The sequence below is a fragment of the Frankia sp. Cppng1_Ct_nod genome (genome assembly GCF_920656135.1).
Lineage (GTDB): Bacteria > Actinomycetota > Actinomycetes > Frankiales > Frankiaceae > Protofrankia > Protofrankia meridionalis.
Map to the genome: position 1 here is coordinate 1 of NZ_CAKKTK010000098.1, position 15,203 is coordinate 15,203.

A 15,203-nucleotide genomic window follows, 5' to 3' on the forward strand; every position below is an offset into this window, starting at 1 on the left:
CCGAGGCCCGCCCGACAATATGGATGCCATCGGGCGGTAGCGGCATACGTATACGACAATTATTAGCCATATATTGGAAACATATCCGACACCGGGCTGAATGGTATCCGTATGGCGGTGCGCAGCGACCGCGATCCGTAGCCGGTCGGGTCACGGTCCGCGACCGCCGCGGGACAGTGGGTGGCCGGTACAACACAACATCACCGATGTTGCTCGTACCGGCCATCGCGGCAGCCGCCGGCCAACCGGCCGACGCGAGGTGGTGGTCTACCGGCCGCCGGGAGCACCCGCCGCCGGGAGCACCCGCCGCCGGCAAGGACTGGGATGGGCTCAGACGTCCTGCTTGCCCCGCTTGCGGATGAGGAAACTGCCGCCGGCGAGAGCGGCCAGCAGGGCGATCAGCGCGAAACGCTTCATTGCGTACCTCCACGATGCGAACGAAGGGCCATCTAGTCGACCGAAGGGGCGCGATCATGTTTCTTCTCGCGCTCCCGAAGGCTCTCAAGGATCTCTGGAACATTTCAGTCAGGACGCAACTCCTGGTGCATCAGCCGCATCAAGTATCGGCAAAGTCACCCTGAGCAGTCGGCCGAACGGAGGCATCGGCGGTCGGCCGAGCCTGAGCATGCCATGACCCGAGCCACCGGGAAGGGCCGGCGGCACCGGGTGTCGACCATCATATGGAAGTCGTTTCTCGATCATGAAATGCGGCCCGCACCGCACAACCGAACGCATGATCGAAAATGTGATCCGGCATGCGATCGAGCAAAAGCGCGCCAACAACCTCTACAGGAGATCTCGTATGGAGATCGTCTGATCCCGACCAGGCCCGACACCGATTGCCGACACCGGTGCCCCGGACAGATCCTCGATCGCCTTCACGTAGTCACGGGCGGCCGTCGGCAGCTGGTCGAACGAGGTGGCGGTCGAGATGTCCTCACCCCAGCCCGGCAGTTCCTCGTAGATCGGCCTGGCGTGATGGAACTCGGTCTGCGTCATCGGCATGTCGTCATGCCGGACACCATGCACGTCGTATGCCACACATACCGGAATCCGATCAAAACCGGACAATATATCCAATTTAGTCAGAAAAATGTCGGTCAGTCCGTTGACGCGAACCGCGTAGCGAGCAATCACCGCGTCGAACCACCCGGTTCGCCGGGCACGTCCGGTTGTCACACCGAACTCACCGCCGGTCGCCCGCAGCTCGTCCCCGACCTTGTCGGTGAGCTCGGTCGGGAACGGGCCGGAACCGACCCGGGTCGTGTACGCCTTACAGATGCCGATCACCCTGGTGATGCGGGTCGGTCCGATCCCCGAACCGGTCGCGGCCCCACCCGCCGTCGGGTTGGACGAGGTGACGAACGGATAAGTTCCATGATCGACATCAAGGAGAGTGCCCTGCGAGCCTTCCAGCAGCACAACTTTGCCATCGCGTAGCGCCCGGTCGAGGACGAGGCCGGTGTCCACAATGTGAGGTCCGAGCCGTCGCGCGTAGTCGGCGTACTCCTCGACGACCGCGTCCACGTCGAGAGCCCGGCGATTATAGATCTTGGTCAGAATCTGGTTCTTCTCCCGCAGCGCCAACTCCAGCTTCGCGCGGAAAATCCCGGGGTCGAGCAGGTCCTGAACACGAATGCCGGTTCGGGCGATCTTGTCGCCGTATGTCGGGCCGATCCCCCGGCCGGTCGTCCCGATCCGAGCCTTGCCCAGGTAACGTTCAGTCACTTTATCGAGCGCCCGATGATGCGGCATGATCAGGTGCGCGTTCGCACTGATCAATAGGCGGGACACGTCGATGTCGCGGGCAGTGAGCCCATCCATCTCGTGGAGCAGGACGCCGGGATCGATGACGACGCCGTTGCCGATCACGGGCACACAGTCGGCACGCAACACGCCGCTTGGGATCAAGTGCAGAGCGTAGCTTTCCTTGTCGATGACGACGGTATGTCCAGCATTGTTACCACCCTGGTAGCGGACAACGAAGTCAACCGCCCCGCCAAGCAGGTCGGTCGCCTTTCCCTTGCCCTCATCGCCCCACTGGGCACCAATCAGCACGAGAGCAGGCACCGGGTGAGGGTACCTGGCCCGCCGGTCCACGGAGGCCATATCGCCGGCGGACCGTAATCATGATCCGTCTACAGCGTGTTTCGGAAGTCGTCGTTCGGTCGGCGAGCGGGGATCCAGGTAGATGGATCGAGAGGCGGAGAAGGCTCAGATAGCGGCCGAAGGACACCCGAACCCGCTCCGGGTCCAGATGGATCATCTACACGAAAGTCCCACTTGCATTACCAAGAGTTACCGGAGAGGCTGTCCAGGTACCAGGAGTAGTCGATCGGGACGGGGGTGTCACGGTGGCTGCTGTCACCACCCGGGCCGTGAGTGCCGGGGGCTCCGGCCAGAGCACCGACATGGCGGACGGTGTGGCATCGGACGGGGCATCCGCCTGCGACACCCCCGGGCCGGTACAGCCGGCGACATCGGTCCCGGAACGGACGGGCAGAAGCGTGACCACGCTGAACCTGCCGGACCCGCCCCTGCCCGAAGCCCCCCTGCCCGAAGCCCCCCTGCCCAACAGCCACGTCCCGGCACACGTCCCGGCCGGACGCGGCGCCGACAACCGTCCTCCCAGGCGTGACCTGTCCGAGCCCGGTCCCTCGAAGGAGAACGTCGCAGCCAGTCCCCTCGCCGTCCAGTGGATGCCGGTAGTGCGCGCCGGTTTCGTCCGCCGGCCGCAGGGCGCGGATCCGATCGTCAGGTTGGACGCCCGACCCGTGGGTTTCTCCCCGATCGGTGATGTGCTTCCCAGCAGCCTGACCGAGGTGCTGACCCGCGGCAGTCACGCGATTCGCAGCACAAGACAGGTCGAGGAGCTGCGGCGGGAACGTTCAGGGGCCATTGCCACCCATCTGGACCGCCAGATTGCCGAGTTCCTCGCCATCTGCACGGCAGAGAACCTCGCGCCGACCCTGGTGCTTCGCACCATCGCGGACCGTCCGGCGTGGCTTGCCCGCGGCCTGCGTCGCCGGCGACCGCAATCCGACATCCCGGAGTCGACGAAGCCGTCGGGAGGCAGATCGGCGCAACCCTCGGGGTCCACCGATGCAAGGGGACGTCGACACAGCAGGCGGGTGCCGCCGCAGGCCTGGCCGGTGCTGTACTGGCGTAACGAGATGTTCCCGTTCACGGGCCGCTGCCTGCACCTGTTCATCGACACCAACGGCCGGACCTTTGAAGGACGCGAAGACCCGGGGCCACTACACGCCCTCGGCCGGGAGGTCCGGGCATGGCCGGTGGACATCCACACTGTTGTCGGAGCCATGGCCGAGGTGGACGCCCGGCGATGCGCACACCAGCTCGTGTACGGCATGGCGCACCTGCTCTGGCAGGCCGGCATCGGCTTGTGACTCATACCCGGAAAGTTGATCAGGGCAGGCGCTACCCTGTACCCCGTGCCCTCCCCTACCGTCCGCAATATACGCATTGTAACTGTGCGTGAGATCGACCGTTTCGCGGTCGGCGTCGGGTCGCCTGATATGCGGGTGATACAGGCAATCCGGACAGCCACCCGGACGGCAAGGTGAAGGTTCTCGTTGTCGGGTCCGGGGGCCGGGAGCACGCGTTGTGCCTGGCCCTGTCCCTCGACCCGGCCGTGACCTCCCTGGTCTGTGCGCCCGGTAACGCCGGCACCGCGGATCTGGCCGAACCGCTTCCGCTCGACGTCTCCGACCCGGACGCCGTGGCCGATCTCGCCGAAGCCGTCCACGCCGACCTGACGATCATAGGACCGGAGGTTCCGCTCGTTGCCGGGGCGGCCGACGAGGTGCGGGCCCGTGGGCTGCGCTGCTTCGGCCCGTCCGCCGCGGCGGCGCGCCTGGAGGGCAGCAAGGCCTTTGCCAAGGACGTGATGCGGGCCGCGGGGGTCCCGACCGCGGCATCCCGCGACCACACCGAGGTCGAACCTGCCCTCGCCGACCTCGATGAGTTCGGGCCGCCCTATGTCGTCAAGTACGACGGCCTCGCCGCGGGCAAAGGCGTCACCGTCACCACCGACCGGAACGCGGCGGTCGCGGCCGTGCGTTCCTGCCTGCGGGGCCCCGACGACCGGGTCGTGATCGAGGAGTACCTGGACGGGCCCGAGGTCTCCCTGTTCGCGATCGTCACCGAGGCCGGAACGGTCGTGCCGCTGCTGCCCGCCCAGGACCACAAGCGGGTCGGGGACGGCGACACCGGGCCGAACACCGGCGGGATGGGCGCCTACACGCCCCTGCCGTGGGCGCCACGCGGTCTCACCCCCGAGGTCGTCCGGACTGTGATCCAGCCCACCGTGGACGAAATGGCGCGCCGCGGCACGCCGTTCTCCGGCCTGCTCTACGCCGGTCTCGCGCTGACCTCCCGTGGCCTGCGGGTGGTCGAGTTCAACGTCCGGTTCGGCGACCCCGAGGTGCAGGCGATCCTGGCACTGCTGTCGACCCCGCTGACCGACGTCCTGTCCGGCCGCAGCGCTCCGGTTTGGCAGGCCGGCGCCGCGATCACAGTCGTCATTGCCGCGCCCGGCTACCCAAAGTCACCAAAGCTGGGTGATCCAATCATCGGCCTCGACGCTGCCGGAGCCCTGACCGGTGTGGACGTCCTGCATGCCGGTACTCGGCGGGACACCGACGGCAGGATCGTGTCGTCCGGGGGGCGCGTACTGTGCATCACTGCGATTGGCTCGCATCTGGAATCCGCACGAGGATCCGCGTACGAGGCCGTCAGCCGCATCTCCCTGGCCGGGGCCCATTACCGGACCGACATCGGCGACCCGTCCCGGCTGCGCACCGCCACCGCCACCGACGTCCCCCGGGGCGGCACCAACCGTCCAGAATCCGAATGAACGGGCAGGCATGAGCGAGACCGATCAGACAACCACCGACATCCGGTCGCCGAAGGTGGCCGTCGTGTACGGCTCCCCCTCGGACGCCCAGACGATGAGCAAGGCCGGCGCCACCCTGGAGCGCTTCGGCGTCCCCTACGAACAGGTGTCGTTGTCGGCCCACCGGGCGCCCCGTGCCCTCGCCGAGTACGTGGGTCAGCTGCAGGTCCGCGGGATCGTGGTCGTCATCGCGGGCGCCGGGCTCGCCGCGGCACTGCCCGGCGCGGTCGCCGCGCTCACGACGCTGCCCGTGATCGGAGTCCCGATCTCCGGTGGGGCGCTGGACGGCATGGACTCCCTGCTCGCCATCGCGCAGATGCCACCCGGTGTGCCGGTCGCCACCGTCGGGCTGAACAACTCCACGAACGCAGCCGTGCTGGCCACCCAGATCCTCGCTCTGAACGACCCTGACCTGCGCGTCCTGCTTGCCGCGTTCAAGGACGACTTCGAAAAGGCCGCCGCCGCAGGCCTCGCCGAGGCGCTGGCACCCGGCCAGTGACCGGGTCCGGGTCCGGTCCGGCACCAGGCGCGCGGGTGTTCAACCGGGCAGGGCCTACAGGATCGGCTCCGGCGTGTACGCCGCGGCATCCGGGTAACGACGCGCCACCTCGTCGGCCCGTACACAGAAGTCCGCGACCTGTGCACGGGCCGCTCCGGTGAATGTCAGTGGCTCGGCCAGCACCGACGACAGCGCAGCCGCGTCCAGGCCCAACCGTTCGTCGCCGGCGAGCCGCTTCATCAGATCGTTGTGTTCAGCGCCCTTCTCGCGCATGGCGAGGGCCACGGCGACCGCATGCTCGCGGATGACCTCGTGGGCGGTCTCCCGCCCGACACCCCGGCGTACCGCGGCCATCAGAACCTTGGTCGTCGCCAGGAACGGCAGATTGCGGTCCAGCTCACGGGCGATCACGGCCGGGTAGGCCCCGAAATCGTCCAGAACGGTCAGGAAGGTCTCGTAGAGCCCGTCGGCGGCGAAGAACGCGCCGGGCAGGGCGACCCTGCGCACGACCGAGCAGGACACGTCCCCCTCGTTCCACTGGTTTCCGGCGAGTTCGCCGGTCATCGCCGTGAAACCACGCAGCACCACCGACAGGCCACCGACCCGCTCGCACGAGCGGGTGTTCATCTTGTGCGGCATCGCCGAGGAGCCGACCTGCCCGGCCGCGAAGCCCTCGGTGGCCAGTTCATGGCCGGCCATCAGCCGGATGGTCGTGGCGAGGCTCGCCGGCCCGGCCGCCGCCTGGGTCAACGCGGTGAGGACGTCGAAGTCGAGCGAGCGCGGGTAGACCTGCCCGACGCTGGTCAGAACCCGGGTGAAGCCGAGGAACTGCGCGATCCGCCGCTCCAGTTCGGCAAGTTTCGCCGGATCTCCGCCGAGCAGGTCGAGCATGTCCTGACCGGTCCCGACCGGTCCTTTCACCCCACGCAGCGGATAGCGGGCGAGCAGATCCTCGATCCTTTCGAGGCCGACGAACAATTCCTCGCCCGCCGAAGCGAAACGCTTGCCCAACGTAGTTGCCTGTGCTGGAACGTTGTGGCTGCGCCCGGTCATCACCAAGGTGTCGTACTCGGCGGTGAGCCGCGCCAGCCGGGCGAGCGCCGCGACGACGCGGTCCCGGACGAGCCCGAGCGAGCTGCGTATCTGAAGCTGTTCGACGTTCTCCGTCAGATCCCGGGACGTCATGCCCTTGTGCACGTGCTCGTGGCCGGCCAGGGCGTTGAACTCCTCGATGCGGGCCTTCACATCATGGCGCCGGATGCGTTCCCGCTGCGCGATGGAGCCCAGGTCGACGTCGGTCAGGACCCGCTCGTAGTCCTCGATCACGCTCTCGGGAAGGTCGAGACCCAGGTCCCGCTGTGCCCGCAGGACCGCGAGCCACAACCTGCGCTCCAGCACGACCTTGTTCTGCGGGGACCACAGCTCTCTCAGCTCGGCCGAGGCGTAACGGGTCGCCAGGACATCGGGGATCGCATACTCGGAGGCCATGCTGGCCATCGTGCCCCAAACCCCGACCTCGGCACTGTCCGGATCTTTCGAGGTTCGGCCGACCGTCCGGTGTTCGCCCGCCGCACAAAACTCGACAGATCAGCCCACGATCAGGTCTCCGGCTGGTGGATCGACTAGTGGATCAGAACCTTGAGGAAGATCATCACGAGGCCGAGCAGGGCGCTGCCGCCGGCATGGAGCGCCAGGCCCCAGCCGTGTAGACGGCAGGCCCGACCGGCCACGATCCCCCAGACGGCGAGCAGCGCCGTGGACGTCCACAGGGCTGCCGCCTGAGCGTTCTCCACGGTCGCGCCGGCCACGGCGGCGATGATCAGAGCCGCTGTCGGCACCACCGCCGCCTGCACGATCGGCCAGTTCCGCGCCAGGGACCGGTTGACCTCTCGCAGTGAAGGTCTGGTGCCCGCGTTCAGCCTGTCACCGATCAGATCGGCGTAGCCGTGCGAGAGCCAGAACACGATGACGGTCACGGCAACGGTCACGATGATGTCGCTGATGTGGATCTGGTCCGGATCCTCGGCCGCGATGATGGCCGTTACCAGAATCGTTCCATAGATCGCATTGGCGGGATCACCTGCCCGTGGAACCAGCCAGCGGACCAGACCCGTCCGCCATGCGGCCCTCGTGGCAGGCCCGACAGGCCCGACAGGCCCGGTACGGACGTCGGCGGAAGCGAGATGCGGTGGTCGTCCCGTCACCATGTTCATGGTCGGGCTCGGCCGGCCGGCCCGCACGTCGGCCCGAAGCCACCGCCCGCGGGTGCCTCTGACGGGTGGGGCTCGATACGGTCAGGGCATGCCGCTGACGCATGAGGAATTCGCCGGCCTGACCCATCTCGGCTCGGGCAAGGTCAGGGAGATGTTCGCGGTCGGGGACGACGCGGTGCTACTGGTCGCCAGCGACCGGATCTCCGCGTTCGACGTGGTGCTGCCCACGGAGATCCCGGACAAGGGCGCCGTTCTCACCGGGCTGTCGCTGTGGTGGTTCGACCAGCTCGCCGACATCGTGCCGTCCCATGTGATCAGCGCGAACGTGGACGAGTACCCGGACGAACTCGCGCCCTACACCGAGCAGTTGCGCGGCCGGTCGATGCTGTGCCGGCGGCTGACCATGGTGCCGATCGAGTGCGTCGCCCGTGGTTACCTGACCGGCAGTGGGCTGGGGGACTACCAGCGGACCGGCGCGGTCAGCGGCCACATCCTGCCGGCGGGGCTGGTCGACGGCAGCCGACTTCCAGAAACGATCTACACTCCGTCGACGAAGGCCCCGGTGGGCGAGCACGACGAGAACATCAGCCGAGAGGACGCGGCGGCCCGGACCGGCCCGCAGGTCGCCGCCGAGCTGGAGAAACTCACCCTTCAGATCTTCGGACGGGCCACCGGCCTGGCCGCGGAGCGCGGCATCATCCTGGCGGACACGAAGTTCGAGTTCGGCCACGACGACAACGGCGTCCTGCGCCTGGGCGACGAGGTGCTGACCCCGGACTCGTCACGGTTCTGGCCGACCGGCCAGTGGAAGCCCGGCCGCTCCCAGCCGTCCTATGACAAGCAGTTCATCCGGGACCATCTGACCTCCACCGGCTGGGACCGGACCGCCCCCGGTCCCGAACTTCCTGACGACGTGGTCGAGGCCACCCGTGCCCGCTACATCGAGGCATACGAACGCCTGACCGGCATCTCCTTCGCCGACTACATCGCGACCGCGTAACCCTGCCACGGCTGTACGTCAGACCACCGCTGCCCTGCCGCGCGCACGCCGCCGGACCCGGACGAGCAACCGTGGATCATCACGACCGAGGTGGACAGGGGTGCTGTGTGGGATCGACGACAGGCGAGCGCGAACGATTGCGGGCGCGTTACGCTGACTGCCGACGTCCGGTACCCCCACGAGGACTGGAACGACACTGATGGCCACATCCCGAACGGCAGCTTCCACCTGCCCCCGACCGCCCACCGGCGGGCGTCCAGCGCTGGCCCGAAGCAGCGCCGACCTCCAGACAGTACTGAATTCGTCACTCTTAGCACCCAGTGACACGCGCGCCGTCGTGATGACGATGGGCGCGCTGCACGCCGGGCACGCCGAGCTGATCAGAACGGCTCGTGCCCGCACGGACCAACTCGTCGTCACGATCTTCGTCAACCCACTGCAGTTCGGCCCGCAGGAGGATCTCTCCCGGTATCCGCGGACGCTCGAGGCCGACCTGGAGATCTGCGCCGACGAGGGTGTGGACGTGGTCTTCGCCCCGACGGTCGTCCACGAGACCCCACCAGCCGTCCGCGTCTGCGCCGGTCCCCTCGGCGAGATCCTGGAAGGGGCGACCCGTCCAGGGCACTTCGACGGCGTCCTCACCATCGTCGCGACCCTCCTGCATCTGACCCGCCCGCAGCTGGCGTTCTTCGGCAAGAAGGACGCCCAGCAGCTCGTCCTCATCCGCCGCATGGTTCGGGACCTGGCCTTCCCGACCGAGATCGTCGGGGTGTCGACCGTCCGTGCCCCGGACGGGTTGGCGCTGTCCAGCCGCAACTCCTACCTGACGACCCACCAGCAGCGGGCCGCGCTCGCGCTGTCCCGGGCGCTGGCGGTCGGGGTGAGCGTCGCGGACGAGGGCGCGGACGTGGTGCTCGCGGCGGCCGGGAACATCCTCGCGGCCGAGCCGGGGGTAGACCTCGACTATCTGACGCTCGCCAGCCCCGACGATCTGTCACCGGTCCGTACCGGCCAGGCGCTGCTGCTGGTCGCGGCCCGGGTCGGTACCACCCGGCTGATCGACAACATCGAGCTCACGCTGCCCGAGGAGGACGGCTGACCGTGTTCCGAACCATGCTCAAGTCGAAGATCCACCGAGCCACGGTTACCCAGGCCGACCTGCACTATGTCGGATCGGTGACGATCGACGCAGACCTGATGGAGGACGCGGACCTGCTTCCCGGAGAGCAGGTGACGATCGTCGACATCGACAACGGGGCCCGCCTGGAGACCTACGCGATCACCGGCCCCCGTGGCAGCGGCGTGATCGGTATCAACGGCGCAGCCGCTCGACTCGTCCATCCCGGCGACCTTGTGATCATCCTTTCCTACGCCGTCATGGAGGACGCGGACGCACGCCGGTTCACCCCGCGGGTGCTGTTCGTGGACGCGGCCAACCGGGTCCTCGCCCATGGGGACGACCCGGCCGCGGCGATCCCGGACGACCCGTCCAGCCTGCGCGGGGACGTCGTCAGGCAGGTATCGGCCAGCCGGACATCGGTCGGCCGGGCCCTCGCCGCGGACGCGGGCGGCGGGCATCCGGCCCCGGTCGGCGCCACGCCGCAGGTCCGGTGACGTTCCTGCCCTGCCGGCTCGGAGCGCCCGGGCCGGGGTGGGTCCGCGACACCGACATCGTCGTGATCGGTTCCGGGATCGCCGGACTGACCGCCGTCCTACATGCCCGTATCGCCGAGCCCGACGGCCGGGTGCTGCTGGTCACCAAGGCCCGCATCGACGAAGGCTCGACCCGATGGGCCCAGGGCGGAATCGCCGCTGCACTCGCCCCCGAGGACTCGCCCGAGGATCATCTTGTTGACACCCTCGTCGCCGGGGTCGGCCTGTGCGATGCCGACGCGGTCCGGATCCTCGTCACAGAGGGACCGGCCCGGGTTCGAGAACTCGCTTCCCTCGGCGCCGCGTTCGACCGGGACGGCTCCACCGGCGCCTTCGCGCTGACCCGCGAAGGCGGGCACCTGCGTAACCGGGTCGTGCATGCCGGCGGGGACGCCACCGGCCTCGAGGTCGAACGGGCACTCATCGCGGCGCTGCGCGCCGACCCGGGCGTCGAGGTGATCGAACACGCGCTCGTCCTCGACCTGCTGCTGGACGTGAACGGGAACGCAGCCGGCGTAACCCTGCATGTGCTCGGTGAGGGCACCGGAGACGGAGTCGGCGCGGTCACCGCCCGCGCGGTGATTCTCGCTACCGGCGGGATGGGGCAGATCTTCGCCTCCACCACCAACCCGCCGGTGTCCACCGGGGACGGCGTTGCCCTGGCCCTGCGAGCCGGAGCGGTTGTCACCGACCTGGAGTTCGTCCAGTTTCACCCGACCGCGCTGTGGCTGGCGGGACCGACGGGGGACGCCGCCGGCGATCGTGCTCACCACGTGACCGCCCAGCAGCCACTGGTCAGCGAGGCCATGCGCGGCGAGGGTGCCCGGCTGGTGGACGCGGCCGGCAACCCGGTGATGGACGGTGTGCATCCGCTGGCTGACCTGGCCCCGCGAGACGTCGTCGCGAAACAGATGTCGCGGGTGATGGCCGCCCAGGGTGTCGACCACCTCTACCTGGACGCCCGGGGGCTGGGCGAGTCGACGCTGCTGCGCCGCTTCCCCACGATCATGGCCCGCTGCCGGGCCGCCGGGGTGGACCCGGTGCGCGACCCGATCCCGGTTACCCCTGCCGCGCACTACGCCAGCGGTGGGATCCGCACCGACGCCTGGGGCCGGACCAGCGTTCCGGGCCTGTACGCATGCGGCGAGGTGGCGTGCACGGGTGTGCACGGCGCGAACCGGTTGGCGTCCAACAGCCTGCTGGAGGGCCTGGTCTTCGCCGCCCGCATCGCCATCGACCTCGCCCGGGGCCTACCGACCCCGGCACAGCCCGTGGACCCGGTGGTGGGACGCGGCTCGGTGGGGCTCGCGGACCCGGCGGCCCGAGCCGACCTGGCCCGGGCCATGACCGACGGCGCCGGGGTGCTGCGCAGCGCGGACAGCCTGCGGGCCACCGCCAAGGCCCTCACCGAGCTCGGGGATCCACGCCTCGGCGGGGGCACGGTCACGGCCGGACCGGATGCCTGGGAGATGACGAACCTGCGGACGGTCGCCATCGCGATGGTCGCAGCCGCCGAGATGCGCAAGGAGACGCGTGGCTCGCACTGGCGGGAGGATTTCCCCGACACCGACGACGGTGAATGGCGCGGCCATGTCCTTACCCGGCTGGACGCGGAAGGCGAGCTGTCAGTGACCTACAGGGCGTTGGACGTTTCAGGCGACCCGGGCGACTCCGGTGGTTCGGGGACTCGGGTTTCCACGCAGGCGTCGGACGCCGCATGATGCCGTCGTCCTCGCTACCGCGGTTCTCCGTACCCGCGTTTCCCCCCCTGTCGCCCGCGACCACAGCGGCCCTGGTGTCCGCCGGGCTCGACCCGGGCGCGCTCATCGAACTCGTCCGGCGGGCGGTTGCCGAGGATCTGGCCGTGGGGCCGGCGGAGGCGGTGGGGCCGGCGGAGGCGGTGGGGCCGGCGGAGGCGGTGGACGTGACATCGGTCGCGACGGTCCCACCCGGGCTGCGCGGCCGGGGCGCGATCGTCGCACGTGCACACGGAGTGGTCGCGGGTCTCCCGGTGGCCGCGGCGGTCTTCGAGACGGTTCTCTCCGCACAGGGGTTGGATATCGACATCACCGCCTCGGATGGCGACCGGGTGAGCCCCGGCGACGCGGTCCTGACCGTCGCAGGTCCGGTCCGTGCACTACTCACCGCCGAACGCACGGCGTTGAACCTGCTGTGCCACCTGTCCGGGGTGGCGACGGCGACCCGCCACTGGGTGGACGCGGTGGACGGTACCGGCGTCTCGGTCCGAGACACTCGCAAGACCCTCCCCGGGCTGCGTGCGTTGGAGAAGTACGCGGTGCGCTGCGGCGGCGGCGTCAACCACCGCATGTCGCTGGCGGACGCGGCGCTGGTGAAGGACAACCACGTAGTCGCCGCGGGCGGCGTGGCTGCGGCCTTCACCGCGGTGCGCACGAGGTTCCCGGGCCTGCCGGTCGAGGTCGAGTGCGACACGCCTGCCCAGGTGGCCGAGGCCGTGACGGCCGGTGCGGACCTGATCCTCTGCGACAACATGACAACCGGCGAGCTGCGCGAGTCCGTCGCGATCGCCCGTCCGGCCGGAGTGAAGCTGGAGGCGAGCGGCGGGCTGACACTCGAGGTCGCACGATCCGTCGCCGAGACCGGTGTCGACTATCTGGCGGTCGGGGCGCTGACCCACTCGGCGCCCGCCCTCGATCTCGGCCTGGATCTGAGCCTGGGCCTCGGGTCGGCTCCCTCGACGTCGGACCGGGTCGAGGGGACGGCCTGATGCTGCTCACCGTCGACGTCGGCAACACCAACACCGTCCTCGGTGTCTTCGAGAACGACCACCTCGTGGACTCCTGGCGGATACGTACCGATCCGCATGCCACCGCGGACGAGCTGTCGCTGCTGTTCCGGGGCCTGCTGCGGGGCTATCACGTCGATGGCGTGTCGGTGTGCTCGACCGTGCCTGCGGCACTTCGGGAGATCCGGCGCATGGTGGCACGGGCGTTCCACGACGTACCAGCGGTTGTCGTGGAGCCCGGCACCCGCACCGGCGTACCCGTCCTCATCGACAATCCCAAGGAGGCGGGCGCCGACCGCATCATGAACACGCTGGCCGCGCACCACCTGTACGGCGGGCCGGCGATCGTCGTCGACTTCGGGACATCCACGAACCTGGACGTGGTCTCCAGCCGGGGTGAGTTCCTCGGTGGTGCCCTCGCTCCCGGTATCGAGATCGCGCTGGATGCCCTCGCCTCAAGAGCCGCGCAGCTACGCAAGGTCGAGCTCACTCCGCCACGATCGGTGATCGGAAAGAGCACGGTCGAAGCACTGCAGTCAGGGATGATCTACGGCGTGGTCGGCCAGGTGGACGGGTTGGTGCGCCGCATCACCGACGAGCTGGACGCCGAACCCGCGGTCATCGCGACCGGCGGGCTCGCACCGCTCATCATCTCCGAGAGCGAGACGCTCCAACACCACGAGCCGCATCTCACCCTCATCGGCCTGCGTCTTGTCTTCACCAAGAACACGTAGAGAAAACACTCCACCCCAGGTCACGGACTTGATCCGATGGTCTTGATCCGATGTCCTGGGACACTTCGAGACACTTAGTACCAGATGGCGCCGCCTTCATGGACCCTCGGTACGCTCATCTCACCCGCGTGTGGCTGGGCAGTCGGCGTGCCGTCGCCTCCTGGCTCGCGGAGATCCGGTAGGCGCGCGAACCCGTCCTGTCCACCTGCGGACAGGGCTCGCAGGTGGACATCCTGCCGGTCAGCAGCCCGGCGTGGCATTTATGTCAGCGGGACAACCCTGCTTGATCACCTTGCGGATCGCGATCTGACCGTTGCCGAACGACTTCACGACAACCGAATGACGCAACCCTTCCGCAACCAATGGCAGATCATTCAGAATAGTCGGCGTCAGTTGTCCGAGAATGATGTAGTCAACATCCTGCCAACCGTTCTTCATCTTCCCGCGGACGGCTGGGTCGAGATCCAGCTTGTAGAACCAGATCGGCTCCGGCTTCTTGCCGGCCAATTCAAGATCCGTCCATATGTTGTCGTCCGTGACGACGGTGTGGCCGTTGGGAATGTTCTCGATGTACCAACGGGCCGCGTCCCTGCTCGGCTTACTGTCATCCGCGGTCAGCGCCGTACCCAGCTTCGGTGCCCAGTCACCGGAGAGGGCCAGCAACCCCGTGGTAGCCACAGTGCCGACAGCCACAAGACGCAGGGCCGTCCGGGCGATCGGTACTCGATGCGCCCGGTCCACGAGCGGTCGTGGCAGCGTCACGTCGAGCATCCCGGCCACGCACAGCGCCGCGAACGGCAGCATCGCCGTCACGTAGGCGTATGGCATATACCCGTTACGGAACATGAATCCGACTTGGATCAGGAGCAGGATCGCGACTGCCCGGAGGCGCCCGAAAAACAGCGCCGGGAGCGCGGCAACAACACCGGAGCCCAGCAGGTACGGGTCGATCTGCAACCACAGGTTGGCCATGCTCCGGGTGCTGCTGCCCGCCTGCAACAGGCTCCCGCTCGCCTGCCGGTCGAACAGCTGCCATTTGATGGCCCCGATCAGCGAGACGTGGCCGGAGCCCTCGAAAAGCTCGTTCTTCGTCACCGCATAGAGCAGGTAGATCCCACAGATCCCGGTCAGAAAACCGAGGAAGCTGCGGCGTACAAACCTCCAGTTCCGCGGGTCACGGTTCTGCCGGAGCAGCAGATAAACGGCCGGAAGCAGCACCAGAATTGTCTCCTTCGACCAGAAGGAGAAGGCCATGAACACACCGGTCCAGATGGCCGAACCAACACTGCGGCGAGGTGATGCCGCGCAGACAAGGGCGGCCAGCATCCACATCACGGCAATGTTGTCGAGGAAAACCATACGCTGATACCACACCGCGAGCGGGGCCAGCGAGAACAGCAGCACGGATACACCTGCGAATACCCT

12 protein-coding genes and 1 pseudogene are annotated in these 15,203 nt (G+C 68.3%); 9 read left to right on the forward strand and 4 right to left on the reverse strand.

Annotated features, from left to right (window positions below; genetic code table 11):
* Positions 1-786: 786 nt before the first annotated feature.
* Positions 787-2,070 (reverse strand): adenylosuccinate synthase, encoded by a 1,284-nt coding sequence (locus NBW77_RS19925; RefSeq protein ID WP_131749202.1) that lies wholly within the window; start codon positions 2,068-2,070, stop codon positions 787-789.
* A 284-nt stretch (positions 2,071-2,354) separates the two neighbouring features.
* On the opposite strand from NBW77_RS19925, the gene NBW77_RS19930 reads away from it, so the two are divergent.
* The 3 genes from NBW77_RS19930 to purE all read left to right on the forward strand — a co-directional run bounded on the left by NBW77_RS19930 (position 2,355) and on the right by purE (position 5,414).
* Positions 2,355-3,407 (forward strand): hypothetical protein, encoded by a 1,053-nt coding sequence (locus NBW77_RS19930; RefSeq protein WP_250280136.1) that lies wholly within the window; start codon positions 2,355-2,357, stop codon positions 3,405-3,407.
* A gap of 173 nt (positions 3,408-3,580) precedes the next feature.
* Positions 3,581-4,876: a phosphoribosylamine--glycine ligase gene (gene purD, locus NBW77_RS19935; RefSeq protein ID WP_131749240.1), complete on the forward strand. Its 1,296-nt coding sequence runs from the start codon at positions 3,581-3,583 to the stop codon at positions 4,874-4,876.
* Between the two features lie 10 nt (positions 4,877-4,886).
* Positions 4,887-5,414 (forward strand): 5-(carboxyamino)imidazole ribonucleotide mutase, encoded by a 528-nt coding sequence (gene purE / locus NBW77_RS19940; protein WP_250280137.1) that lies wholly within the window; start codon positions 4,887-4,889, stop codon positions 5,412-5,414.
* A 54-nt stretch (positions 5,415-5,468) separates the two neighbouring features.
* Here purE and purB read toward each other — a convergent pair whose 3' ends face one another.
* Together purB and NBW77_RS19950 are read right to left on the reverse strand one after the other, a co-directional pair.
* Complete coding sequence (gene purB, locus NBW77_RS19945; RefSeq protein WP_131749242.1) at positions 5,469-6,902, reverse strand: adenylosuccinate lyase; 1,434 nt, start codon at positions 6,900-6,902, stop codon at positions 5,469-5,471.
* Positions 6,903-7,036: 134 nt separating this feature from the next.
* The gene (locus NBW77_RS19950; protein WP_131749244.1) at positions 7,037-7,627 is read right to left on the reverse strand and encodes a hypothetical protein; all 591 of its coding nucleotides are present in this window, start codon (positions 7,625-7,627) and stop codon (positions 7,037-7,039) included.
* Between the two features lie 88 nt (positions 7,628-7,715).
* Here NBW77_RS19950 and NBW77_RS19955 point away from each other — a divergent pair, with 88 nt between their 5' ends.
* From NBW77_RS19955 to NBW77_RS19980, 6 genes are all read left to right on the forward strand, one after another.
* Positions 7,716-8,627, forward strand: coding sequence for a phosphoribosylaminoimidazolesuccinocarboxamide synthase (locus NBW77_RS19955; RefSeq protein WP_250280138.1), 912 nt, complete (start codon positions 7,716-7,718; stop codon positions 8,625-8,627).
* A gap of 199 nt (positions 8,628-8,826) precedes the next feature.
* Positions 8,827-9,726: a pantoate--beta-alanine ligase gene (panC, locus tag NBW77_RS19960; RefSeq protein WP_131749246.1), complete on the forward strand. Its 900-nt coding sequence runs from the start codon at positions 8,827-8,829 to the stop codon at positions 9,724-9,726.
* 2 nt (positions 9,727-9,728) lie between these two features.
* Positions 9,729-10,241: an aspartate 1-decarboxylase gene (panD, locus tag NBW77_RS19965; RefSeq protein WP_131749248.1), complete on the forward strand. Its 513-nt coding sequence runs from the start codon at positions 9,729-9,731 to the stop codon at positions 10,239-10,241.
* On the forward strand, positions 10,238-12,001 hold the full coding sequence (locus NBW77_RS19970; protein WP_131749250.1) for an L-aspartate oxidase: 1,764 nt from the start codon (positions 10,238-10,240) through the stop codon (positions 11,999-12,001). Before panD ends, NBW77_RS19970 begins: the two co-directional genes overlap by 4 nt.
* Complete coding sequence (gene nadC / locus NBW77_RS19975; protein WP_250280139.1) at positions 11,998-13,026, forward strand: carboxylating nicotinate-nucleotide diphosphorylase; 1,029 nt, start codon at positions 11,998-12,000, stop codon at positions 13,024-13,026. Before NBW77_RS19970 ends, nadC begins: the two co-directional genes overlap by 4 nt.
* On the forward strand, positions 13,026-13,778 hold the full coding sequence (locus NBW77_RS19980) for a type III pantothenate kinase (protein ID WP_131749255.1): 753 nt from the start codon (positions 13,026-13,028) through the stop codon (positions 13,776-13,778). Before nadC ends, NBW77_RS19980 begins: the two co-directional genes overlap by 1 nt.
* Positions 13,779-14,018: 240 nt before the next feature.
* Here NBW77_RS19980 and NBW77_RS19985 read toward each other — a convergent pair.
* Positions 14,019-15,203 (reverse strand): annotated as a pseudogene (locus NBW77_RS19985) (4-amino-4-deoxy-L-arabinose transferase); the annotation flags it as partial.

What these genes read in the sequence shown, in the direction of transcription:
- purE (WP_250280137.1), top strand. Translation starts at nt 4,887, where the DNA reads ATGAGCGAGACCGATCAGACAACCACCGACATCCGGTCGCCGAAGGTG.
- purB (WP_131749242.1), bottom strand. Translation starts at nt 6,902, where the DNA reads ATGGCCTCCGAGTATGCGATCCCCGATGTCCTGGCGACCCGTTACGCC.
- NBW77_RS19950 (WP_131749244.1), bottom strand. Translation starts at nt 7,627, where the DNA reads ATGAACATGGTGACGGGACGACCACCGCATCTCGCTTCCGCCGACGTC.
- NBW77_RS19955 (WP_250280138.1), top strand. Translation starts at nt 7,716, where the DNA reads ATGCCGCTGACGCATGAGGAATTCGCCGGCCTGACCCATCTCGGCTCG.
- panC (WP_131749246.1), top strand. Translation starts at nt 8,827, where the DNA reads ATGGCCACATCCCGAACGGCAGCTTCCACCTGCCCCCGACCGCCCACC.
- nadC (WP_250280139.1), top strand. Translation starts at nt 11,998, where the DNA reads ATGATGCCGTCGTCCTCGCTACCGCGGTTCTCCGTACCCGCGTTTCCC.
- NBW77_RS19980 (WP_131749255.1), top strand. Translation starts at nt 13,026, where the DNA reads ATGCTGCTCACCGTCGACGTCGGCAACACCAACACCGTCCTCGGTGTC.